The organism is Arthrobacter sp. R1-13 (assembly GCF_054161475.1).
In genome coordinates this window covers 3829102-3853201 of record NZ_CP096420.1, presented here as the reverse complement: position 1 = coordinate 3853201, position 24100 = coordinate 3829102, and the positions used below count along the sequence as shown (strand labels likewise).

Sequence of the window (24100 nt, the reverse complement as noted above, 5' to 3'; positions counted from 1 at the left end):
CCATGGCTGTGCGAATCCTGTTCGCCGTCGTTGCAGCCTTTCCAATCGTGTTCATGCTGGTGTCCTCGCTCAAACCGGACCAGCAGATCTTCGGCGACATGTCCTCCGTCGCCGCATTCCTGCCCATCGGCAACATCTCCTTCGACAACTACGGAGCCGTGTTTGACCGGGTCCCGGCAGCCCGATTCCTGATGAACTCCATCGGCATCTCTGCCATCACCGTGGTGCTGGGCATTTTCATCAACAGCCTCTGCGCCTTCGCCCTGTCCCGCATGGAGGTCCGCGGCAAGCGCATCGTGTTCACCGCGATCCTCGCCACCCTGATCGTGCCCTTCCAGACCCTGGCGCTGCCGCTCGTGTGGTGGGTCAACCAGTTGCCTTACTTCGAGCTCAACGGTTTCAGCCTCGAGTTCTCCAAGGGATGGCTGGACACGTATCAGGTCCAGATCATTCCGTTCATCGCTAACGCGTTCTCCATCTACCTCTACCACCAGTACTTCGAGTCCATCCCGAAGGAACTGGATGAGGCAGCAAGGATCGACGGCGCCGGCTGGTTCAAGATCTACCGCCAGGTGGTGATGCCCCTGGCCGGGCCCGCCACCGCCACGGTGGCCATCCTGACCTTCCTGCCCGCTTGGAACTCCTACCTGTGGCCGCTCATGGTGGTCCAGTCTGAGGAGCTCCGCCCGGTCATGATCGGCATCCAGTACTTCTTCCAGCTGAACGTCTCCTGGGGCGAAGTCATGGCGTACGCCTCACTCATCACGGTTCCCGTGGTCATCCTGTTCATCGCGTTCCAGCGCTCCTTCATCAACAGCATCGCCTCCAGCGGCGTCAAGGGCTAAACCTTCATGAAAACAACCACCGGACTCGACTCCCAGTACCGGCCCAAATGGCACTATTCAGCAGAGCGCAACTGGCTCAATGACCCCAACGGACTCATCTACTCAAACGGCACCTACCACCTCTTCTACCAGCACAACCCGTTCGGCGATGACTGGGGCAATATGTCCTGGGGCCATGCCACCTCCGCGGACCTGAACCAGTGGACAGAGCACGCTGTGGCCATCCCTTGTGATGACCAGGAGGGCATCTTCTCCGGTTCGGCGGTGCTGGATGTTCACAACACCAGCGGCTTCGGCGCCGGGGGAGTTCCTCCGCTGGTGGCGATCTATACCAGCGCCTATGTGGGGACCTCACCGCTTGCGGGCCGTCAGGCCCAGTCCCTCGCTTACAGCACTGACGACGGCGCCACCTGGACCAAGTACGCCGGGAATCCGGTGCTTGACCGGGCGTCCGCGGACTTCCGTGACCCTAAGGTGTTTTGGTACGACGGCGACGCCGGCGGCTACTGGGTGATGGTCGCCGTCGAGGCCCTCCACCGCGAAGTGCTGCTCTACAAGTCAGCGGACCTGAAATCGTGGGAGCACCTGAGCACCTTCGGCCCGGCCAATGCCACCGAAGGAATCTGGGAGTGCCCGGACCTGTTTGAACTGCCGGTTGACGGGGACGTCTCAGATACCCGGTGGGTTCTCGTGGTCAACCTCAGCCCTGGCGGCGTCGCCGGCGGCTCCGGCGGGCAGTATTTCATTGGAACGTTCGACGGCGTGACGTTCAGTTCCGAAACGACCGTCACCGAAGGCCTGCAGCCTGACAAGAGCAGGATGGCTGATTACGGCTGGCTCGACTGGGGCCGGGACTACTACGCGGCCGTGTCCTTCAGCAATGTGCCGGACGGGCGCCGGCTCATGATCGGCTGGATGAACAACTGGCAGTACGCCGCTTCAACCCCCACGGACGGCTGGCGGAGTGCGATGTCGCTGGCCCGCGAAGTCAGGCTTGTCACCCGCGGCGGACGCCCGGTCCTGGTACAGGAGGCGGTGGATCCATTCCTGTTGGAGCCCGGCGTGGAACTGTTCGCCCTTGGGCGGGAGACGTTGACGGAAGGGGTGACCTGGCTTCCCGCTGAGGCTCACGGCGATGTGCTTCGGATTGATGCCGAGTTCGAGCCCGGCCCAGCCGACAAAGTGGGTCTTGTGCTCCGGGCCGATACCGGATTGAGCCCCGGGGAATTGAACATTGGGGAATTGAGCTCTGCTGAGCGCACTATCCTGGCCTACAACTCCGCAACCGGGGAGCTCAGCCTGGACCGGACCGAATCGGGCAACGTGGACTTCGACGCTACGTTCCCTTCTGTGGAGCGGGTCAGTGTGCCCTTGGAGAACGGCCGGTTAAAGCTCCGGATCTTCGTGGACCGCTGCTCGGTGGAGGTCTTCGCGCAGGACGGTTTGGCCACCATCACCGATCTGGTGTTTCCAGCCAACTCAAGCACCGCCGTCGGCCTGTTCGCAGAAGGCGACGGCGGAACCCTGGTGAGTCTCGCCGTCGTGCGTTGACCGCCTAAGCAGTCCCGCTTCGGGACAACAAAACAACAGTAGGAGTCAATGGTGACTGGAGTACGGCGACGTTATTGGGGGGCCGCTGGCGGGGTAACCGGCTGGAGGCGGGCGGGCCGCAGCTTTTCGGGGAGGTTGGCCGCGCTGGGGGTGACGGTTGGGCTGGTGGCGGCGGGGGTGTGGGTCCTTGGATCTTCCGTCCCTTCTGCAACAGCTGCCCCCGTTGCGGCTTCGTTGGCTCCTACTGTTGAGGCTCCTGCTACGGAGGGGGCGGGCGAACCAAGCTACCGGGACACCTATCACTTCACTGTTCCCGATCACTGGAAGAACGATCCACAGCGCCCGGTCTTTATAGACGGCAAGTTCCACTACTACTACCTGTACAACGCGGACTATGACACCGAGATCGGTACAGCATGGCGGCTGGCGACGACGGCGGACAACGTGGCCTTCCAGGACCAGGGCGTCGCGGCGCAGAAGAAAACGAACGCCAACCACGATCTTTGGTCCGGCTCGGCAGTGGTCGACACAGCAAACACGGCCGGTTTCGGGGCCGGCGCCGTCATCATGCTGGCCACCCAGATGGACCACCCCACGCGTCAGCAGATCGCGAACTCCACCGGCCCGCAGGCACAGTTCCTCTGGTACTCCCAGGACGGCGGGCGCAACTTCCATGCTTACGGAGAGACCCCGGTGATCCCCAACGGCGGGCGCACCGACTTCCGGGACCCGAAGGTCATCTGGGATCCTGAGGCCTCCCGCTGGGTTGCGCTCATCGCGGAGGGGAACAAGATCAGCTTCTACACCTCACCCAACCTGAAGGACTGGACGCGTGTCTCGGAGTTCGTCGAACCGAACCTCGGGATGCTCGAATGTCCGGATCTGTTCAAGATCCGCGCTGATGACGGTACTGAAAAGTGGGTGATGGGCCTGAGCGCAAACGGCTACCTGACCGGGGCCCCGAACACCTTTGCCTACTGGACGGGAAGCTTCAACGGCACGTCCTTCACCCCTGATGCCTCAACCCCGCAGTGGCTGGACCACGGCTTCGACTGGTACGGCGCTGTCACGTGGGAGGATCCCGCGAATCCCTCGGAGCAGCGCTTCGCCTTGGGATGGATGAACAACTGGCATTACGCCCACACCACGCCGACCTGGACGGCCGACGGCTTCAACGGTACTGATTCCATCGTGCGCCAGATCAAGCTCAAGAAATTTGGGACGGGCTACAGCCTGGTGTCCCAGCCCACCCCTGCACTGGCTGATCATGCCACCACGGTGACGAACCTCGGAGACTTCACGGTTAACGGGAACCTGGCCCTTCCTTACCGCGGTGAGTCGTACCAGCTTGAAGCGGATGTGTCGTGGAATGAGGCTCAGAACATCGGCCTGCAGCTGCGGGCCTCTGTGGACGGAACGAGACATGCCGACGTCGGAATATTTGATAACTTCAGCTATCTCAACCGTGCCTACACCGGGAACCCGGACAGCTCCGGGACCAAGCTGGAAAGCAGGGCGCCATTTGATCCAACCATCAACAAGGTGCACCTGAGGATCCTGGTGGACCGCACCACCATAGAGGTCTTTGTGGATGATGGCCGCTACGTTCATTCAAGCCAGGTCTTTGCAAACCCGGGCGACGACCGTATCAACCTCTACTCCAGCGGTGGGGCCGCCAGCTTCACGAACGTCGCGGTCACTGAGTTCGAGAACCTGGTGCAGCGGCCGGCCCGGCTGATTGCTGACTTCGAGGGATCATCCTGGGGAGACGGGTGGACCACCAGCGGCGATTTCGCAACAGCCGGTCCGTCCTCGACGTCGGCATCAGGACGGGTGGGGGCGAAGATCGCGGACACGTTCGTGGGCCCCGGCGATCCCGCCACCGGCAGCATCACCTCGCCTGAGTTCCTGATTGACCGGAACTTCCTGCACTTCCAGCTCGGGGGCGGCAACCATCCCCTGGGCCTGGAGCCCGCGACCTCGGTGCAGCTGCTGGTGAACGGGCGGCCTGTGCGGACGGCAACGGGGGAGAATTCCGGTTCACTGCGCCATGTCTCGTGGGACGTTCAAGACCTTGCCGGCCAAACGGCCCGGTTCCAGATTCTCGACGACGCCACCGGTGAGTGGGGCCATGTGATGGTGGACCAGGTCATGCTCAGCGACTGAGAAACCCTCACTGGTACCGGTGTTAGAGAGACGTCGGTACCAGGCGTTTACACATTCTTAACCTCACTGTTGCAGGTTGCGTATTGCTCCTTGGCTGCTCATCATCCACACTGGCTACAGATCCGCAGGAAGAAAAGCTTCCGCCGATCCAGCCCGCCTGATAATTCGGCCGGCCGCCCCATTCGGAGAAATGCCTTCAGCAAACGCATTCGGAGAATGCCGGGCAATCCTTCTGGAACCACCGCTTCCGCCTCCCCGGCTATGCCCGGATCCGGAAGCCTGTGGCCATCGAGCGCCCGACTCTCCGTGTTGAGAAAGAGAACCCCCATGATCAAGCGCCATTCGGACATCGTCCTGGAGATTACTGCCCATGATCCCCACACCGTTGAAAACGACCTGAACACTGCCGTCGAGATCGCCCGCGAACACGCCATGAAGGAAAGCCGCCATGGCATCCTGGTCACCAGGCACAGCCACACCAGCTACACGGTGGCCGTCAGCCGTGACGTTCCCTATGGACTGACCCAGGAACGGCGCGAGTAAAAGGCCCATTGACACCCCGCAGCCACCGGCATATCCTACAACCAAATGGTTGTAGATCAGATGAGTGAAGACGAAGTCGATCGCTTGTTCCAGGCGCTCGCAGATGGCACCCGGCGGGACATCGTCCGCCGGGTGACGCTGGGGGAGTACTCGGTCTCCGGTCTTGCTGCCCTCTACGCCATGAGTTTTGCCGCCGTCCAGAAGCACGTGGCGGTTTTGGAGCGGGCTTCCCTGGTCACCAAGGAGAAGCGCGGAAGGGAGCAGATCGTGCGCGGCAATCGTGAAGGCTTGCAGAAAGCCCGTCGGCTGCTCGATGAATATGAGGCGATTTGGCGGCAGCGTGCCGACCGGATCGCAGACATTCTCGCTGAAGGATAGGAAAGGATTCCGCAATGACCGTTATCAGTTCCACGAAGAACCTCGAGGGGTTGAACTTCACCCTGATCGCAGAGTTCGACGCCGGCGTCGATCGCGTCTGGCAGATCTGGGAAGACCCGCGGCAGCTTGAGCGCTGGTGGGGTCCACCCACCTGGCCTGCCACGTTCGAACAGTTCGACTTCCAGCCCGGTGGAAAGGCCGCCTACTTCATGACCGGTCCAGACGGGGAGAAAGCCCGTGGCTGGTGGCAGTTCACCTCCATCCAGGCCCCCAAGCGTCTTGCGTTTGACGACGGATTCGCCGACGACGACGGTGCCCCGGTCGACGCGATGGGAACTACCCACGCCACCGTCAATCTGGAGGACATCGGTGGCCGCACCCGGATGACCGTCTCTTCCGCGTTCGAGTCCGAAGAGCAGATGGAGAAGATGGTCGAGATGGGCATGGAGGAAGGAATGAAGGAGGCAGTCAGCCAGATCGACGCCATCCTCTCCGAACACGCCCGCACCTGACCAGGCATTTACCTACCCTCACAACAGCAGAAGGAAGCGGACGACGGCGGGACTTCCGGCCGTCGTCCGCTTCCCTTTGTCTCGGTTGCAAGGCGGTCTGGCGTACACAGCTGACTAGAGTGGCTGCATGGTGAATCCAGCCCTTAACACTGAGCTCCTTGCCGCAATCCGTCTGGGGCTGGCGGAGCGTTGCGACCCGGCACGCGCCGCCGGGGCGCAGGCCTACATGAAATCGTCCATCCCGTCCCTCGGCGTCAGGGTTCCCGAGGTGCGGCGGCTAACGACTGCCGCGGCAGCCGCTCATCCGTTCGTATCTCTGGAGCAGTTGAGGGAGACTGTGTTGGAACTCTGGCGCACCGCAACCTTCCGGGAAGAGCATTATGCCGCGATCGATCTCACCGGTCTAAGGCTGGCTCGGCATCAACCGCTGATGCTCCCGGTGTACGAGGAAATCATCAGGACCGGAGCGTCGTGGGACTTCGTTGACGGTGTGTCTGAGCGGATCGGCGGGCTGCTCCAGGCCCACCGTCCCACGATGACAGCGCTGCTCCGCAACTGGAGCCGGGACACGGATTTCTGGATCAGGCGTGCCTCCATCACTGCCCAGCTGAAGGCAAAAGCCCAAACAGACACCGGGCTGCTGCGCGAGGTCATTAAAGCGAACCTGGCGGACACGGAGTTCTTTATCCGGAAGGCCATCGGCTGGGCACTGCGTGAATACGCCAAGACGGATCCGGAGTGGGTGCGGGCTTTCGTTGCAGAGCATGGCGAAGACCTCAGCCCGTTGTCCCGCCGGGAAGCGCTGAAGAATCTGTGAGCCGCTCTAGCTCCGCGGCCCTGAACGCTGGTCGTGGCTGGTCCTCGCACCGAAGTCGCCGGAAAACTGCGGGGTCGCCGGAAGCTTACGGCGACCAGGCAAGTTTCCGGCGATCCCGGCGTCGGCGCCTCGTGTTAGGCGGTCCGGGACTCGAATCTGTCCCTGGTCAGGAATACGAGCTGGGCTTCCTTTTCGGCGAGCTGCACCTTGGGGCCGGGCTCGAAACCACATCCCTGCAGCCTTTGGATGATCTTGGCGTTCCGGGCATCGGGTTCCGCCACCACCCTGTCCTTGGTGGGATCGGAGAGCAGGAAACGGATCAGGCCCCCGATGAGGGTGGGCGTGAAGTTGGGGACCGGTCGCTCGGCAGGAGCCAGCAGGAGGTGCAGGCCGGTATCGGCGGATCGGGCCTCATAAACCTCGCCGACCGGATCCTCAAGCGGCTCATAGGTCTGGAACAGCCCCACAGCTTGCTCCTCCACGGATATGAGGTAGGCATGATGGGTTTTCAGGCTGTCCAGAAACAGATAGATGTCGCGCAGCTCATCCCTGCTCAGGTTCCGCATGCCCCAGAAACGGGCACGTTCTTCCCTCACCCAGCTGTGGACCAGATCGGCGTCTGTTTCCGGGATGAGGGGAAGGAGCCGCAGACGGCCCAGCCCAGGGAGGCTCTCTTCGTAGACTGAACCCCTGGCAGAAAGCGGGAGGCCTGTGTCAGCGCGGGTCATGGGTCTCCTTGGTCAGCTGCTCCCAGTCAGTGACGACGGGGATGAGTTCCCCAGCAGCCCACAGAGGCAGCTGGCTGGCGAAATGCGGGTCTTCGGGACGGCCTGAGGCACCAAACGGCACGATCCAACGGCTGTTGGAGCGATTCTGAAGGTCCCAGACATAACGGGCCACCGGCCCGCGGAACGACCTGTCGGTAACTCCCGGGAGGCTTTCAGTGGAGAGGACGCAGCCGGTGTCGCCGGACAACCGGGTGACGGGGACCGTGGGCGCCGCTGCAGCGGCCGAGCCGTGGTCCGCCAGTGCATGGAGAGGAAGGACTGTGTGGCTGGCTCCCCAGGTTTCAGACGGAGCGGCTGCGGCAACTTCTTCGAGAGCCTGCCGCGCAGCAAGTTCGACGTCGACGCCGAATCCGGGCCCCTTTGCAAGGAGCGTTTCGAGGGCGAAACCGATGCGGGCCTCCGGATCCAGCCATGGCGCGAACAGCGGAGAGTGGCTGTTGGCAGCCGTGAGCGGAAGCAACTCCGGGGCGCTCCCCAGCGCGCGGACCAGGGCCGACCGCCATGCCGCAAAGGCCCCGGCCTCCGTACTGTCCCCGTCCATGAGCCCGTCCCAATCGACAAGGCGCTCGCGGAATTCGCGGCCGGTGTCTGACAGCGGAGTGAGGCTCAGCAGCAGCCCGCGAAAGGCAGGCCAGGAACCGAGTTGAGAGTCCATGTGGATCCGCTGCATAGTAGCCGTGGTTAAACCGCCCCCGCCCGGTTTTGTTCGGTGATCCACCAGAAGTTGCCGGATCCGCTGCGCACGGTGGGCCGGGGCGAATTCCAGCCCCAGCCTGTCACCACCCCCGGCGTCCCGGTCATTGGCATGCACAGCCAACGCGGCCACCGAGGAGCGGGGGAGCTTCTCCCACGCTCCGGCCCACTGGTGTTCGGACGACGACGCCGGAACCGGACGGACGCGGTTGTCCCGGCTCCGTGCCGGGACTTTCCCTGCAACGAGTTGGAGCACAGCCCCGCTGGAATCAGCGGCCAGGACACAGTTGACGGGTTCCACCCAGCTTTCCAGGGCTGCCTCCACATCGTCCACGGAACGGCTCAGCAGGAGGGGGAGGAGGGCCTCGAAGCCCAGCGTTTCGGCTGCCCGGGAGGGCGTACGGAGGCTCAGCGCCCCGCCGTCGGGCCCGCCGGAGATGACCGGTCCACGGTCGGTTTCAATCACTTCCACTGTTTCCCGCTCAGAATCGCGGACTCTGATCACTTCCTCATGATGAGCGCGGACCGGGCTCCAGCCTTCCGGCCCGAGGGCCAGGAGTTGGCTGCCCTCGTGCTTCAGCTGCTCGCTGTACAGGTCCTGATAATCAGCCATGGCATTCGTGACCGCCCAGGCCACGCTTCCGGTGTGCCCGAAGTGGGGCATGCCGGGAACGCCCGGAAAGGCAAGTCCGACGACGTCGAACTCCGGGCACGCCAAGCGCACCTGCTGGTACACGCCGGGCAGTTCCATCAGGCGGTGCGGGTCCCCGGCAATGAGCGGAGATCCAGATTCGGTCAGGTTGCCGGTTGTAGCCCAGGCGTTGCTGCCGGCCCACACCGGGGCTTCGATGCTGAAAATGTCCACGGCCTCGGCACCGATCGTTTCGGCGACGTGAGCGCGCCACAGCTTGTTCGGGAAGGTGCCGAAAAGGATGTGATGAACCAGGAAGACCCCCAGCGGTGTCCACGGTTCCCAGAAAGCAGGTGCTGTGCCCGTGGCGGCAAACTCTGCCGCATGACGACGGCCGGATTTCAAGGCATCGTTGACCCCGTCCACATAGGCTGTGCACCAGCGCTGCGTGTCAGCATCCAGGTTTTCAAAGCAGCGCCGGGCAGTGTCATCGAGCCGTACTCGCCGCGCAAACCGGTCCCAGTGAAGGCCGTCCACTCCAAGGTGCTCAGCAGTCCTGCCCTCCGAGCGCCAACGCTCCATCTCGATCTGCCACGAGCGGTCCGCGGCCGCATTGGACCCCTGGAGAAAGGCCAGTTTGTTCGGACTGCCGGCGCGAAGATGGGGGATTCCCCACGGGTCCCGGTACGTCTCAGACGTCATCGGCAAGGCAACAGGGCAGGTGGCGGCCAGGGGCAGCAGGCACGTGATTCTCCGGACAGTCGTTAGGTAAGGCTTGGCTAACCACAGAATAGGGTGCTGATTCAGCGTTCCCAAAATTTGCCGGTAACAAAGGCCCCAAGGCACCGGCTGATCCGCCTAGGCGAAGACCTGCCCGGATTCCACTCTGCCGTCGATCCGGCGGTTCAGCTGCCAGGGATTCGAGTCCTGCAGCGGCGCCGGCAGCAGCTCCTGGGGCAGGTTCTGGTATGCGACCGGGCGGAGGAAGCGGTTGATGGCCAGGGTCCCCACGGAGGTTGTCCTTGGATCGGAGGTCGCGGGGAACGGGCCGCCATGGACCATGGCGTGGCCGACTTCCACGCCGGTTGGCCAGCCGTTGACGATGATCCTGCCCACCTTCTGTTCAAGGGCCGGTAGCAGGCGGGAGGCTGCCGGGTAGTCCTCTTCGGTGAGCTGCAAGGAGGCGGTGAGCTGCCCTTCCATCCTGTTGGTGGCCTCGATCAGTTCCTGGGCGGTCTTGTAGCGAATCACCAGGCTGGCGGCACCAAATATCTCCGCGTGCAACATGTGGTTGGACACGAAGCTGGAGATATCCGTGCCAAAGATGGTCGGCGCCGGGGCATTTTTCGTGCCGCCCTCGGTGCCGTGTCCCACGACGGCCACATGGTCCGCAGACCCGAGCGCCGCGGCGCCTGAGTTCCACGAAGCGGCGATCCCTTCAGTGAGCATCGTCTGGCCCGCCTGGGCAGACACGGCACGTCCCACGGCGGCAGCAAGGTTATCGCCTGCCTCACCAGAGGGGGCGAACAGCAGGCCGGGGGAGGTGCAGAGTTGTCCTGAACTTCCTGTGACGGCTGTGACGTACTGCTGTGCCAGTGCGTCGATGTGTGCCGCGGAGCCGTTGAGGGCGCCCGGAAATACGAAGACCGGGTTGAGCGAGGACATCTCGGCATAGACCGGGATGGGCTCTGGACGCGCAGCGGCAGTCTGCATCAGGGAGATGCCGGCCTGCTGCGACCCCGTGAAGCCGACGGCCTTGATGGCGGGGTCCGCTACGAGGGCCTGGCCGATGCTGCTGCCGGGGCCGTAAATGAGGGAGAACACTCCTGGGTGCAGCCCATGGTCCCTGACGGCTTTTGCGATGGCCTGGCCGACGAGCTCGCTTGTTCCGGGGTGGGCGTTGTGTGCTTTGAAGACAACCGGGCAGCCCGCCGCAAGGGCAGAAGCGGTGTCTCCTCCCGCCGTCGAAAAGGCCAGCGGGAAGTTGCTGGCGCCGAAGACCGCCACCGGTCCCAGCGGGATCTGGCGCTGGCGGATGTCGGCACGGGGGAGCGGAGAACGGTCAGGCAAGGCGGGATCGATCCGTACGCCGCGGAAGTCGCCCTGCCGGACAACATCGGCGAAGAGCCGCAACTGGCCGATGGTGCGGGAACGCTCACCTTGCAGCCGGGCTGCCGGCAGACCCGTCTCTTGGCCGGCGCGGATGATCAGCTCATCCCCGATGGCCTCGATATTGCCCGCGATGGCCTCAAGAAAGCCGGCATGGGTCTCAGGGTCGAGGATGCTGAATGATGGGTAGGCCTCCGCGGCTGCGTTTGTGGCAGCCTTAAGCTGCTCCTCCGTGAGCAGTGAGTAGGCGGGTTCGAGCTGCGCATTAGTGGCGGGATTGTAGCCAAAGGCTGTTGTGCCCTTGCCGGCGACGTGCTGCCCGGCGATAAGTGAATGTCCAGTGAGCGTCATGGGGCTTCCTCCTCGGAAACAGTGAAGGTCAGGAGACGGCGATGATCAGGAGAGAGTGGCGATGAGTGCAGTGAGGTCGGCCAGGTCCTGCTCGGCAAGGTTCTGCAGCGGCGGGCGGACTCCGCCGGCCGAACGGCCAATGGCCTCGAGGCCGCCTTTGACGATCGAGACTGAGTATCCTTTGACCCGGTCACGGATATCCAGGTAGGGGATGACGAATTCATTCAGCTTCTGATTCACGGCCGTGCGGTCCTGGTTGCGGACGTCCTGGTAGAAGTCCAGGGCGAACTGCGGGACGAAGTTGTACATGGCGCTGGAGTAGGTGCTCATGCCGAGCTGGAGCAGCGGAAGGGCGAAAGTCTCAGCGGTGGGGAGCCCGCCCAGATAGAAGAGGCGGTCGCCGAGCTTCGCATAGACCCTGGCATCATGCTCAAGGTCACCGACACCGTCTTTGAAGCCAATCAGGTTTTCGTGCTTGTCCGCGAGGGCCGCGACGGTGGTGTCTTTGTAGATGGCGTTGGCCCGGTTATAGATGATGACGCCGAGGGACGTGGCGCTGCAGATGGCGCTGACGTGGTGAAGCAGGCCTTCCTGGTCTGCCTCCGTCAGGTACGGCGGCAGGAGAAGGAGGCCGTCAGCCCCGGCGGCCTCGGCGGCCCTGGCATTTTCAATAGCTTGTGCGGTGGACCCGCCGGCCGATGCCAGGACGGGAACCATGTTCCCCACTTCCTCGACGGCGGTGCGGACCACGTGTTCAGACTCGGCGGGAGTGAGGGAGAAGCCTTCCCCGGTTCCGCCTGCCGCAAATAACCCGGCCACCGGGAAGCTGGCCTGCCATGCGAGGTGCTTGCGGTAGTTCTCCTCATCGAACTGCAACTCCGCGTCGAAGGATGTCACCGGAAAGGAAAGCAGCCCCTCCTTGAGGGTGTTTGCAAGTTCCTGGTGCGAGTAGTTGGCCACAATAAAGTCCTCCGGGTCCGCCCGCTGATGCGGCGCTTGGTTTCCCTCAGCCTATTGAGGCCAGCAATGCCTGTCTAAGTCATTTTTTGTATCTCATGATGCATTATGGGTATCGCTGCTCTTACATGGACAGAGATGCCAGCAGCCGGGTAAGCGCGGGATTGGTGCTGCTGCGCGACCAGATGGCGTGGAGTTCAACAGGGTCTGCCTGCTGACTTTCCAGAGGTAGGAACTGTACTCCGGCCACCCCCAGGAGCGCCGTGGACTGTGGGACAAAGGCCACGCCCCTCTTGGCAGCGACGAGACAGACCATGGTCAGGATCTGGCTGACCGTGTGAACCACGTTGCCGTGGTGCAGGGGGAGCATCTTGACCACGAGGTCGTAGAAGTACCTCGCCTCAGTGGGCGAATGCATAATGATGGGTTCATCTTTGAAGTCTGTCGGGCTGATGTCTGTGTGCAGCTGGGCCAGTCGATGGCCGTCAGGAACCGCCAGGACCAGGCCTTCCCGGTAAAGCAGCCGCGAATCAAACAGATCTTTGTCGAAGGGTGGCCGTCCGATTCCCAGGTCGAGCTCGCCACTTTCCAGCCCCGCCAGCTGTTCCCCGGTGACCATTTCGCGCAAATCGATGTCCACCTCAGGGATCGTTTCCGCTATCTCCTCAAGCAACGGCCCAAGAATGCTGAAACTGCTGGCAGCCGTAAAGCCGATCCGCAGGAGCCCGGTGTGACCGGCAGCGACTCGCTGGGCAGCCAGTGGGGCCCGTTGGACGAGGGTCAGCAGGCGGCGCGCATCTTCGAGAAAGCCTGCGCCGGCCGAAGTCAGTTCGACCTTCCGGTTGTTTCGGGTGAGAAGTTCCACGCCTACCGTCTTCTCCAGCTTTTGGATCTGACGGCTTAAAGGAGGCTGGGTCATGTTGAGCCGCTCTGCAGCCCTGCCGAAGTGGAGCTCCTCGGCAACAGCCACGAAGCCGGCCAATTGCTCGATGGTAAACATGGGACCTTTCCGCACTCTTCATTCCGGGTTGTCTGGGGCTTCCCGGTACGGAAAGAACTCTATCCACCTAGGGCCAGCTGAACATTTCAGGCCGGATTCCCACGTCAGAAATCCGGTATCCCGGTTAATACGGTAAACGGAGAGCCTGTTTGAGAGTTCTCCGCAGACAAGTAAGAAGTTTCCGGTCGGGTCGATGGCCATCCCGCGCGGTTGCTCCTCTGTTTTCACAGTTGCCAGGAGTGTTAAGGACCGCTTGCGGGCGTGATGGGCCAACACTGAGATGGTACTGCTGGTTCGTTCGGTGGCATATAAAAATCGTCCATCCGGGGTTATTTGAAGTTCAGCGCTCCAAATGGCGTTTGCTTTCGGGGCAGGTCCGGTGCCGTTCCGGATGGCCCCCGGTACCAGGTCCAACTCTGGGCCAACGGTTGAAACCTGGTCCGTTTCCGTGAGCGCCCCGGTGAGCGTGTCCCGTGAGTAGCTTGTTACGGTGCCCGAGAATTCATGGAGCACATAAAGCACTGCTCCGTCGGGCGAAAAGCGGATATGGCGGGGGCCGCTCCCGGGTGGGCAGCTAACAGACCTTTGCCGGGAGAGACGTCCTTCATCATCCAGAGCCCACCACACAACCCGGTCATCCCCCAGCGAGGTCGCGTAGACGAATCGTCCGTCGGGGCTCGTAAGCGCCGTATGCGCGTTGCGGCCCGGGCTGCTGATGCTGCTCGGCGCATCCAAGGCCCTGCCGCTGGAGTCAAAGCGTGCGGCTGACACAAAACTTCCCTCGTAGGAAGCGCCAAGAAGGTATCGGCTTCTTTGATCCAGGCTGAGATAAGCCAGGCGGGCAACAGAACCGGCCGTTGCTGAGTGCTCGAGGGAACCGCCGGAAGTGATGGTCAGTGATTCCACCGACGGCGGAGTGGTTGCAAGCGCGGCGTAGAGAATTCCCTTCGCCGGATTCAGGGCAAGGCAATGAACCGGTGCGGCGGTCGAGAACCCTGACAAAGGAGCCAGGCTACCTGATGTCGAATCAAGCAGCAGGACGTCGATTTTTTGGCCTTGCCAGCAGGCAACGTAGACGGCGAAATGAGCCACGGCGGGCTACCGGGCCCGGATCTGCTTCAGATCCTGTAAAGCCTCATCACCGGATCGCATCGGGGGTAGGGCAGACTTAACTGCGAGCACAGGACGGTCTGCCTGCAGCATGATCCGTAAGGCATTATTGCTGAGGATAAAGCGCCCAACCTCGAAGCGTTGCCGCATCGCGATGACAATCAGTGATGCATCCACGTCCGCAGCCAGCCTAAGAAACTCATCCACCGGGTCTTTCCCAGCAGTGGTCGCGAGGACTGAAGCGTCTACGCCAGCGGCAGACGCTTGCAGCTTCGACTCTTCGAGCAGCTCCGCGGCTGAAGCAGGATCCAAGATCGTCCCCTCGCGGGCAACGGGGACGATGAACAGCTTCTTCTTCATCGGTTTGGTCGCCTCGATGGCGGCGGCCAGGGATGCCTGGCCGGCAGGCGTACGGTCGATGCCGACGATAATGCTCAAGGTCTGTCCTTAACTGGAATCGCGGAAGTGTGAGAATAAGATCCGGGATGGCTGGTCATGCCCTTATCCCTCCATCTTTTGTCCCAGTGGTGCGGTACAAAACGGACCTCCAAGGTTGTCGTATTGGGCTTCCGAGAAGGCAGCCGATCCAAATTTTTCTGTGAGCTGCGCAAGGAAGTCTTCCGAGTTGTCCTTTGGGCTGTATCCCAGGTCCAGTAGGGGTTTCGTCGACAGGAACCCCCTGGAGTTGTTGGAAACCCCCCAGGCCACCCGGAAAGTGGATCCGGACAATGAGAGCCAGGCAAGGACGATGCCGGTCATGTCCCGCGGCGACAACCAAATGGGCATGGACCTCGGAGCATGAGGCTCTGGAAAACACGAGCCGATCCTCAGGGCCAGCACGTCCATTCCGAATCTGTGGTGGTACAGGGAGCCCATGGCCTCGACTGTGGCCTTGGCCACTCCGTAGTAGGTGTCAGGCCGCGGCAATACGTCGGCAGGAAGCGTTTCCGCCTTGCCATAAAAACCGGCTACGTGATGGCTTGAGGCAAGCAGGATCTTGCTGACACCAGCCGAGGCGCAGCTCCGAAGCAACAATTCAGTGTTGTTGACCGTCTGGGACACCGTCTCGGCCCACGTGTCTTCATTGGGCAAGGCTGCCAGGTGAATCACAGCATCCACTCCGTCAACAGCGGCCTCAATCCGGCCGGGTTCCTCCAAGCTGCCCAGATATTCAACGGCGCCTTCTGGCGGATCCGGGTGCGGCCGCAGATCAAGGAGTCGAAGATTGAAGCCCTTCGAGGCCAGGTCCGCACTCAATGCTGTCCCCATTCGGCCCGAGGATCCGGTGATGAGCACCGTCGAACCCGTCGTGACGTTCAAGACTTCACTTCCATCATGTGTTTGTCGCCTTACCAGCGGGGAGCCACGTACTCGTAGTCGGGTTCAATCGACTGCATGTAGCCGGTATCGTTTCTGGTACGGATGCTCGAAGACAGATATTTCTCGTGCAGCCTGCCCAAGGCTTCGCGGTCAAGCTCTATCCCAAGGCCAGGCTTATCCGGTACACGAATCGCGCCGTCAGCGAACTGGAAATCCGCTGTGCTGACGATATCTTCGGACGGGTCCTTCCATGGCCAGTGAGTGTCAAGGGCGTAGGTCAGATTCTCGGTGGCGGCACCAAGATGAACCATTCCCGCGAGGCTGATTCCAAGATGGCTGTTCGAGTGCATCGACACACCAATACCGAAAATCTTGCAGAGTGCCGCGAGGTTCAGGGATGGCCGGAACCCTCCCCAGTAGTGCTGATCGATCAGGATCACCTGGACGGCGTTGAGCCGGACTGCTTCCGGAATATGGCCGGTTTCCACCACGCACATATTGGTTGCCATCGGAATACCTGTCCGGCGGGCCACCTCTGCCATTCCTTCAAGCCCCATGGTGGGGTCCTCGTAGTACTCAAGGGCTTCGCCGAGCCGCTTGCCAATGCGCACGGACGTCTCGACCGACCAGGCGCCGTTCGGATCCACTCTCAGGGGCAACGAGGGAAAAGCGCTCCGCAGTGCCTCGATAGCTTCGGCTTCCTGCTCCGGTGCGAAAACACCACCTTTGAGCTTCAGGGACTTGAAACCGTACTCATCGACCATCTTTTGCGCCTGGCGCACAATGCCCGCCGGGTCCAGGGCCTGACCCCAACCATCCTCTTCGGCGCCGGGATGCGTTGCCCACTTGTAGAAGAGATAGGCGCTGAAGTCGACCTTGTCGCGATGTTTCCCGCCGAGTACCTGCCACACAGGTTCCCCAAGGATTTGGCCCTGAAGGTCATAAAAGGCCGAGTCGAAGGGCGCCACTACGCTGCCAATGGTCTTCCCGGACGTTTCAGGGCCCATCAAACCTGTCCGGGAGCCCCCGGTGGTCCCGTTAAGAACGCCACTAATGACGCTCCAAAGCCGTCCGACGTCGAATGGCGAGGCACCTTTGACGGCTTCTGCTGCCTTTGTCAACAGTTCCAGATGGCCGGCGTCGCCGTACGTTTCCCCCAAGCCGATGAGCCCGGAAGCAGTGTGGACTTCAACGATTGCCCGCAAAGCCAGTGGCTCGTGCACTCCTACGGCGTTGAGCAAGGGGGGATCGGTGAAAGCGACGGGAGTGATGGCAACATGATTGATCTTGTGTCGGCTCATGTAGATGTAGGTCCAATCGTAGATATGGGTTGCGTTCTAGCCTTTGACCGCGCCCGAGGCCAGCCCGCGCATAAAGGACTTCTGGAAGCAGAGGAAGGCTATGACGGAGGGCAGAAGAGCCAGGGTGGCTCCTACAAGGACAACTCCGAGCCCTACCTCCGGATCCGCCCTGAGGCTCCGCAGCGCGAGGGGAAGGGTGAACATGTTCGAATCGGAGGCGACGATCAGGGGCAGAAGGTATTGGTCCCAGATCATGGTGAAGCCAAAGACACCGATCACGCCGAGAGCGGGTGTGCAGGTGGGAAGGATGACAGAGAAGAAAGTGCGCAATTCGCCTGCTCCGTCAATCCTTGCCGCCTCCTCGAGTTCCATCGGCACTTCCTTCATGAACTCCGTCATCACCAATATGGAGAATCCCCAGGCGATGACAGGGACGATCATCCCGGCGAGGGTGTTGATGAGGTTGACGCCAATGAATGGAACATCGGAGAGGACCCGTGAGAGGGGGATCGCGAGAATCTCCTCGGGCAGCATCAATGTTGCCAGAACCAGCAGCATGGCAATTCCGCGTCCCCTGAATTTCTTGCGGGCCAGGGCATACGCAGCAAAAACCGAGACCAGCATTTGGAACAGGAGGCCGATGCCCACCACGATGAGCGAATTTCCCAGATAGAGCATGACGCTGCGGTCCAGGGCTGTGGAGAAATTCTCCAAGCTCGGTTGCTGAGGTATCAAGCTCAATTGTGAAGGGTCGCGGTTCGTGGAAAAGGCGCCCACGATAATGGCGATCAAAGGCCCGGCGAAGACGACGATGATCAGCGCCCAGAGGAAGTAGTTGGTTGCCTTGATCCAGGGTTTGTTGTTGGTTCCCAGGCCCAAGGCTGAATCGAAACTGGTGCTCATGCTTTCCTCCTGCGGGAGAGCTGGATCAGTAGGGTCAACGCGACGGTGGCCGCAAAGAGAAGAACCGAGCCTGCTGCAGCGATTCCGAGTTGATTGCGTTCGAAGCCAAGTTTGTAGATCAGGGTCATGACCACCTCAGAGGAGCCGTTTGGTCCGCCGTTTGTCAGCAGGAACACCTCGGTGAATACCCGCATGCCGCGGATGGCCGCCAGGGTCAGGAGGATGGCTATCACGGGCCTGAGCGCCGGCAGCGTTACGTAGAGTATCCGGCGGAGCGGGCCCGCACCGTCGAGCGCGCTCGCTTCATAGAGGGATTTGTCCACACTGACCAGACCGGCGACGATGATGATCATGTCGTAAGGCGCACCCCGCCAAATTCCAACGAGCATCACAGAAACGAGGGATGAGTCGGGCGAGTTGATCCACTGCGAGGGTTCCAGAGCGATCCAGGAAAGAACCTGGTTGGCTATGCCATCGCCTGTGGGGTGATAGATGATGCGCCAGACTTCGGCGATGACGGCCATCGGTGCGACTACTGGGAGGAACGCGGCTGATCTTACGAACCACAGCCGCTTTGCCTGTCCTTCCAGGAGAAGGGCCAGGACGAAGCCCAGCAGCAAGGAACCAGCGGTTTGTCCCACACCGAGCAGCAGCGTATGCCAGACCGCGCCCTGGAAATCATCGCTGGATACCAATGCGTTGTAGTTCTGAAGGCCAACCCACTGGTTGCCGAGGAACGGCCGGACGTTTTGGAAGCTCGTCATCACGGCTTCCCCCATGGGGATGAACTTGAACATCAGGAACAGAACAAGCGCGGGAGCGAGGAATGCCCACGGGACCCAGAAGGCCCCATTCCTACGGCCGGAACGCCGCTTGGCTGGTCCGCTGGGCAATCGCTCAGATTCTCGAGACTTCTCGATGAGCGCAGAATTGCTCATTCCGCCAGCGCCCCCTGAGCTTCAAGCTCAGCAGTGAACTTCTCGTCCAGTTTGTTCATTTGCTCAGCAACGTCCAGGCTGCAGTCGCTGATGAGCGTGTTGAGGGTCTCCGCTGAGGCGTTAAGGAACGGAGCCCAGTTGGGAACGGCGGGAACGTAGCGTCCATTCTCCTCGTACAGCTTTTCAAACATCTGCCAGCGGGAGTCCGCTCGAACCTTCGACATATCCACATCGGAGTTGACGGGTACGCGGACCAGGTTGCCTTCCCTGTCGCCAGCCATTGCAACCGTCTGACCTTCGGCAGAGACTGCCCATTCGGCAAACTTTTCCTGTGCCGACTCATTTGCGCTGCCGGCCATCAGATAAACGTTGTTACCTTCTGCCAGAGTGGTGAGACCAGCCGGGCCTGCTGGCGGGGCGAAGACCTCCACTACGTCCTTGCCCGGTTTCAGATCGAAACTGGCCAGTTCGTAGGGCGCCACGAGGTAGGACCCGACGGCGCCCGTCTGGAACAGCTCTTTGACGTTGGTGGTGTCCTGGCTGCCCACTCCGGGCTGGAGAACGTCGTGTTCGCACACCAGTCCGCGGATCCACTTTGCGGCCGCTACAGATCCGTCGCTTGCGACTTCCGAGGTGAACTTTCCGTTGCCATTCTCTTTGAAGTACTCTCCGCCGCCGGACCAAAAGAAGGAGGAAGTGTTCCATGAGATGTAGCCACGCTTCGTGGATCCCGGGACGCCCAGGCCTGCAACGTCTTTTCCGGTACCTGTGGGGTCCCCTGTGGAGTAGGACTCCCACAGCTTGACCAGTTCATCCCAGTTCGTCGGGACTTCAGCGCCAACATTCTTGCGCCAGTCCGCTCGATTGAACAAAGCAACTGTTTGGGCCGTATGCGGTACGCCGTAGAACTTACCGTCTGCCGCCTTTGCACCTTCCCAGGCCCTCGGCTTGATCTTGTCCGAGCCCTCTATGCTGGCGGGATCGATCTCGCGGAGCAGGCCCTGGGTTTTCATGTTTCCGAGTTGTGCGGTGTCGTTGATGACAACGTCGGGCAGATCTCCCTGTGAAGCGCGCTGTTGAAGTTTGATTTCGAAGTCCTCCAGGATCGAGGTGAATTCAACCTGAACGCCGGTAGCATCGCTGAACGCCTTGGCTACCTCCTGGCCGACCTTATCTGAAGGACTTCCGGGTGCCTTCCGCTGCCAGATCTCCAGGGTCTGCGACTTTTCGTCGTTCTGCTGGACGGAACTGCCTTGAGCGGCACCTCCCTGCGAACAACCCGCGAGTGCTGCCACTGCGAGCATCCCAACGCTGAGCGCGACGGAGATTTTCGATTTCATCATGAGCTTCCTTGTCCATAGATGTTTGGCGAATAGAGGGGGACCATCACCCGGTGATGTGAGGACCGGCACAGTTCTTACCTGCCTCCGACAGTAGACATCCCGGCAATGTCTGTCTAAGCCCGATATTGCATCGACTGATACCTTTACGGCATCAATACATCGGGCCTCCAGCCCTGAGCACAACGACAAGGGGCCGCATTCTGATCACCAGAATGCGGCCCCGAGTATGGCCAAATGGGGTTTGCGGGAGGGCTTAGCCCGCCTTGTTCAGCAACTCCACTTCGGCAAGGTTCACGTTGCCACCGTGCTCGTCGAGCACCCTGGCCTGAGCGTAGTCTGCGCGCTGGGGGAGCGGGAACGTGTACCAGTTGGCGGCGGTCATGCCGTTAATGGTGAGGAACGTCGTCCACGTTGCACCGCCGTCGTTGGATCCCTGGATGACGGTGCCGTTGCCCCGGCTGATGTGGCTCGCGCGGGGGAAGACCCGGACGATGTTGGTGACGATGCGTGTGGCGGCGTCGGTGGGCCGCACCGTGACCCAGCCGTTCGCCGTCGTCGTGTCCGTGTAGGTGTTCGTGTTCCTGTCGAACATCTTCCACGCATTCTCCTGCGTGGTGCCCGTTCCTGGCCATGCGCGGGTTGAAGCGTCCACCCAGGCCTGAGCCACCGGAACCCGCTGGATCGCCGTATTCCACAAGGCAAGACGGCTGCCGTCGGTTGTGGCTGTGAGCGTGGTGCCGACCTTACCGGAGACCGTCCGGTACTCCAGGCTGAACTGCACATCCCGGCCGTATTCGACGTCGGCAGGCAACACTGCGGTGGCCTTCCAGTTGATCCCATCAGCGGACGTGGCAGTGGCGGCTGCTCCTTCGACGACGACGTTCAGCCCGGACAGTGGTTCGGTGGCAACGGCGGCCAGTGTTACGGTGTCGCCGTTTGTGGCCAGACCCTTGTCCGCGTTGGACGTTGCCATGGACAGCGAGGAAATTGCGGTGGCCATCTCATGACGTTCGCCGTGGATGCGGAACTCGCCGAAGGATGAGATCCCCGGGTAGGCGGGGTCAGTTGGCACACCCGGGTGGTCCACCTGGACCTTCAGGTAGCGGAACGTCTGCCCTGCCACCTCGGCGCGCGCCGGGATCGTCTCCATCGCGAAGTCGATGGCGGTAGTGTTGGTGGTCTCCCGCTGCGTCAGCAGCGTCCACGTCCGTCCGTCACGGGAGCCGTACACGTTGGCGCCCTGGGAACGGTTGGCGAAGTTGTACCTGGCCTGGAGGCCAAATGCATCGGCGGAAACCTGGAAGCCCTGGCCGAAGTCAAGCGTGAAAGGTGCCCGCAGGTCTCCGGTGGTGGAATGGAAGCTTCCGTCCACGAGGTTCCTCGGCTGGACGCCCGTCGGGTTTGTGGTGACGAGCCCGCGGTAATCGATTGATTTGTCGTCTGCCAGCCTGGGAGTCAGCAGCCTGAGCTCCTTCACAGCTTTCTGCAGACGGACAAGCTGCTCAAGGTAACCGGCGTCGTCGGCTGTTTCCATTGCCGTCCGGACCTCATTCCTCACTGTCTCGAAGGATGCGAAGGATGGCGTCTCGTAAACCGCGTTCGGATCGAACCCTGTCAGGGCGGCATCGAAGGCGGCCTGCCGGGTGGGGGCGATGACCACTGTGGCGGAACGCGTCGCGACGGAAGTGCCGTCGTCGGCCGTTACCTTGAAGGTGTGTTCGCCGACTGCGTCAGCGGCCGGAGTCCAGAGAAGCTGACCGGTTGTGGCGTCGATCCGGGCGCCGGCGGGCAGACCCATGGTCGAGTATTGCAGCGACTCTCCTCCGGCATCCGTTGCCGCCAGCGAGCGGGAAAGCGCGGCGCCCGACACTCCGATAATGGGCGTTGCAGTGTCTGCCGGGAACTGCGGCACGGTCAGTTGCGTCTTGGCTTCGAGGTTGACGTAATCGAAGTCCACCTCTGTGCCATCCGCTCCGATGACCGTAAAGTAGGCCAGGTTTTCGCCGCCCAGGCTTACGCCGTTCAGCTTCTCCACGTCCACGTCATAGGTCACATTGCGCCACTGGCCCTGAGTATCTGGAAGAGGTACTTCCAGCCGCTTAGCGGGGTCGTTCCCGATGGCGAGGGTTGCGGGCCCGTTGCTCCTGAACTGGACACCGACCGGGCTGTAGCCGGTGCGGCTGACGTACATGAGCGTACGGGCGGCAATTGTGCGGCCTTTATCTGCTGCACCGACGTGCACGAACGTGCGGCCGTCCTCGGTCCTGACCTTGAGCTTCTTCCCGTCCGTGGCGGAGCTGCGGGTCTCGAACTGGATCTTGGCATCAGTAGCGACGGGGCGGGTCTGGCCAGCGATCTCAGCCGGAAGGGAGAGCCAGTACTCGGGACTGTAATCAGGGTTGCTTTCCCAGGAGTTGTACGCGCCTGTGCCCCAGTAGAACTTGGGCCCGTCCGCTTTGACGTGAAGTTCGGCGACGTACGGAGCTTCCTTTTCGACGTCCACGCCCAGGTCGTATTTGTAAACGTGGTAGAGCTCGTCGATCGGGTTGAACATACGGCCGCGGTAGGCCTCAGAGAGACTGCCCGGCCCGCCGGTGGTGTCGATCCACGGCGTTTCATACCCGAGCATGTACCCGGTGAAGGCATTCGCGGCCTTGAGGAGGCGGTCGCCGAGGAACTTGTACGGCGAGACAGCATTGGAGGCAGTGGAAACCGTGCCAGCCGCGGGGTCGATCTTGGTGCCCTGGACGGTGAGGAAACGGGCCAGTGCACCTTGGATGTTGATGCCGTCCCAAGCGTGGGCCTGGTCGCGGCCCATTTCCTGGTGCTGGACAAAGGAGTAGCCGTAGGGGTTGAGGGGATCATCCTTGGAGATGAGCGGGAAGAGGGCTGCGAGCGATCCGTTCTGCTCGGGACGGGAGGTGTTCGCATTGACGGTGTACCACTCCACTGCCTCGGTATACCGCTGACGGTTCTCAGTGAAGATGTACCCGGCTATGGCCCCGGTGAGCGGGTATCCGTGCTGGTTCAGGTAACGCCAGTTTGTGTGCAGGAACGTTTCCGTCATGGGCCCGATGAGGTTGGCGCTCAGCTTGGCGGTGTCCTGCTCGTGCCAGTTCAGGTCATAGGCCGTGTATCCCTCGGGGACGCTGGTGGAACGGAAGATCTCGGCCGCCGCAACCATCCGGTAGAGCGGCACGCCGGAGTGGATGTGGGCGTCGGGGTAGTACGCGTACTTGGCCGGGTCCATGTTGCTCCAGATGCGGATGAGCCGCATTCCGTTTTCCCGGTACACGGGGTCGCCGGTGATGACGTAGAGAGTGGCCTGGGTGTAGGCGCCGAAGGCGTCACGGATAAGTCTGCTCTGGATACCTTGGGAGTTGAAGGCGGTGCTGGCTGGCTGATCGATGACAGTGCTGCCGTTGGAGGAACGGAAATTCTTCGCCGCGAAGGGCGTCTCGGCCATGGCGTCGTAGTAGGTCTTCCACGGTTCGGTGCCTGCCTTGACCATGCTCCTGGCGTTGCGCAGGCTGTCAGCACTCACGCCGATGCCCGGATGGACGAAGCCATTCGCGCCCACTGTTTCAGTGATGGTCACGTCCTGGCCGGTGTCCGCCGTCGCAGGAGCAGTACCGCCCGGTGCGGGAAAGCCGGCTGCCGGGGCTACGAGGGAAAGTGCCGCGGCAAGCCCGAGCGTGCGGGCCCATCGCCTCATCGTTGAAGGATGTTTCATCGGTCCTCCTGGATCGATTGGTGATTCCTGTTTAGTTGGGGTGGTGATGTGCGCCATCGGGAAGGACAGGGATGGCAAGCGCTATCCGGAAGCTTAGCTGTGATGCACGGC

The 24100-nt window shown here is 61.8% G+C and carries 20 protein-coding genes; 7 read left to right on the top strand and 13 right to left on the bottom strand.

Annotation, left to right across the window (positions count from 1 at the left end; genetic code table 11):
• Positions 1 to 2: 2 nt before the first annotated feature.
• From M1D88_RS17845 to M1D88_RS17815, 7 genes are all read left to right on the top strand, one after another.
• A complete protein-coding gene (locus M1D88_RS17845) occupies positions 3 to 845 on the top strand; it encodes a carbohydrate ABC transporter permease (protein ID WP_458114565.1) in 843 nt (280 codons plus the stop codon).
• A gap of 6 nt (positions 846 to 851) precedes the next feature.
• Positions 852 to 2396, top strand: a complete 1545-nt coding sequence (locus M1D88_RS17840) for a glycoside hydrolase family 32 protein (RefSeq protein ID WP_458112071.1) — start codon at positions 852 to 854, stop codon at positions 2394 to 2396.
• Positions 2397 to 2444: 48 nt separating this feature from the next.
• Complete coding sequence (locus tag M1D88_RS17835) at positions 2445 to 4562, top strand: glycoside hydrolase family 32 protein (protein WP_458112070.1); 2118 nt, start codon at positions 2445 to 2447, stop codon at positions 4560 to 4562.
• 327 nt (positions 4563 to 4889) lie between these two features.
• Positions 4890 to 5105, top strand: coding sequence for a hypothetical protein (locus tag M1D88_RS17830; RefSeq protein ID WP_247040783.1), 216 nt, complete (start codon positions 4890 to 4892; stop codon positions 5103 to 5105).
• Positions 5106 to 5150: 45 nt separating this feature from the next.
• Positions 5151 to 5483 carry an ArsR/SmtB family transcription factor gene (locus M1D88_RS17825; protein ID WP_458112069.1) on the top strand — a complete coding sequence of 111 codons (333 nt, stop codon included), beginning with the start codon at positions 5151 to 5153 and terminating at the stop codon, positions 5481 to 5483.
• A gap of 14 nt (positions 5484 to 5497) precedes the next feature.
• Positions 5498 to 5995, top strand: coding sequence for an SRPBCC family protein (locus M1D88_RS17820; RefSeq protein ID WP_458112068.1), 498 nt, complete (start codon positions 5498 to 5500; stop codon positions 5993 to 5995).
• A 127-nt stretch (positions 5996 to 6122) separates the two neighbouring features.
• Positions 6123 to 6812: a DNA alkylation repair protein gene (locus M1D88_RS17815; RefSeq protein WP_458112067.1), complete on the top strand. Its 690-nt coding sequence runs from the start codon at positions 6123 to 6125 to the stop codon at positions 6810 to 6812.
• A 134-nt stretch (positions 6813 to 6946) separates the two neighbouring features.
• On the opposite strand, the gene M1D88_RS17810 is transcribed toward M1D88_RS17815, so the two are convergent.
• The 13 genes from M1D88_RS17810 to M1D88_RS17750 all read right to left on the bottom strand — a co-directional run bounded on the left by M1D88_RS17810 (position 6947) and on the right by M1D88_RS17750 (position 23989).
• Positions 6947 to 7540 (bottom strand): GNAT family N-acetyltransferase, encoded by a 594-nt coding sequence (locus M1D88_RS17810; RefSeq protein ID WP_458112066.1) that lies wholly within the window; start codon positions 7538 to 7540, stop codon positions 6947 to 6949.
• Positions 7527 to 9626 carry a penicillin acylase family protein gene (locus tag M1D88_RS17805; protein WP_458112065.1) on the bottom strand — a complete coding sequence of 700 codons (2100 nt, stop codon included), beginning with the start codon at positions 9624 to 9626 and terminating at the stop codon, positions 7527 to 7529. The genes M1D88_RS17810 and M1D88_RS17805 overlap by 14 nt, the downstream gene beginning before the upstream one ends.
• 156 nt (positions 9627 to 9782) lie before the next feature.
• Complete coding sequence (locus M1D88_RS17800; protein WP_458112064.1) at positions 9783 to 11384, bottom strand: aldehyde dehydrogenase (NADP(+)); 1602 nt, start codon at positions 11382 to 11384, stop codon at positions 9783 to 9785.
• Positions 11385 to 11429: 45 nt separating this feature from the next.
• A complete protein-coding gene (kdgD, locus tag M1D88_RS17795) occupies positions 11430 to 12344 on the bottom strand; it encodes a 5-dehydro-4-deoxyglucarate dehydratase (protein ID WP_458112063.1) in 915 nt (304 codons plus the stop codon).
• Between the two features lie 121 nt (positions 12345 to 12465).
• Positions 12466 to 13341: a LysR family transcriptional regulator gene (locus M1D88_RS17790; RefSeq protein WP_458112062.1), complete on the bottom strand. Its 876-nt coding sequence runs from the start codon at positions 13339 to 13341 to the stop codon at positions 12466 to 12468.
• 18 nt (positions 13342 to 13359) lie between these two features.
• A complete protein-coding gene (locus tag M1D88_RS17785) occupies positions 13360 to 14433 on the bottom strand; it encodes a lactonase family protein (protein WP_458112061.1) in 1074 nt (357 codons plus the stop codon).
• 6 nt (positions 14434 to 14439) lie between these two features.
• A complete protein-coding gene (locus tag M1D88_RS17780; protein ID WP_458112060.1) occupies positions 14440 to 14889 on the bottom strand; it encodes a universal stress protein in 450 nt (149 codons plus the stop codon).
• A gap of 63 nt (positions 14890 to 14952) precedes the next feature.
• On the bottom strand, positions 14953 to 15771 hold the full coding sequence (locus M1D88_RS17775; protein WP_458112059.1) for an NAD-dependent epimerase/dehydratase family protein: 819 nt from the start codon (positions 15769 to 15771) through the stop codon (positions 14953 to 14955).
• Positions 15772 to 15800: 29 nt separating this feature from the next.
• Positions 15801 to 17072 carry an enolase C-terminal domain-like protein gene (locus M1D88_RS17770; RefSeq protein ID WP_458112058.1) on the bottom strand — a complete coding sequence of 424 codons (1272 nt, stop codon included), beginning with the start codon at positions 17070 to 17072 and terminating at the stop codon, positions 15801 to 15803.
• 36 nt (positions 17073 to 17108) lie between these two features.
• A complete protein-coding gene (locus tag M1D88_RS17765) occupies positions 17109 to 17975 on the bottom strand; it encodes a carbohydrate ABC transporter permease (RefSeq protein ID WP_309108284.1) in 867 nt (288 codons plus the stop codon).
• Positions 17972 to 18913, bottom strand: a complete 942-nt coding sequence (locus M1D88_RS17760) for a carbohydrate ABC transporter permease (RefSeq protein ID WP_458112057.1) — start codon at positions 18911 to 18913, stop codon at positions 17972 to 17974. The genes M1D88_RS17765 and M1D88_RS17760 overlap by 4 nt, the downstream gene beginning before the upstream one ends.
• Complete coding sequence (locus M1D88_RS17755) at positions 18910 to 20256, bottom strand: sugar ABC transporter substrate-binding protein (RefSeq protein ID WP_458112056.1); 1347 nt, start codon at positions 20254 to 20256, stop codon at positions 18910 to 18912. Before M1D88_RS17755 ends, M1D88_RS17760 begins: the two co-directional genes overlap by 4 nt.
• 253 nt (positions 20257 to 20509) lie before the next feature.
• Positions 20510 to 23989: a putative Ig domain-containing protein gene (locus M1D88_RS17750; protein WP_458112055.1), complete on the bottom strand. Its 3480-nt coding sequence runs from the start codon at positions 23987 to 23989 to the stop codon at positions 20510 to 20512.
• Positions 23990 to 24100: the final 111 nt, after the last annotated feature.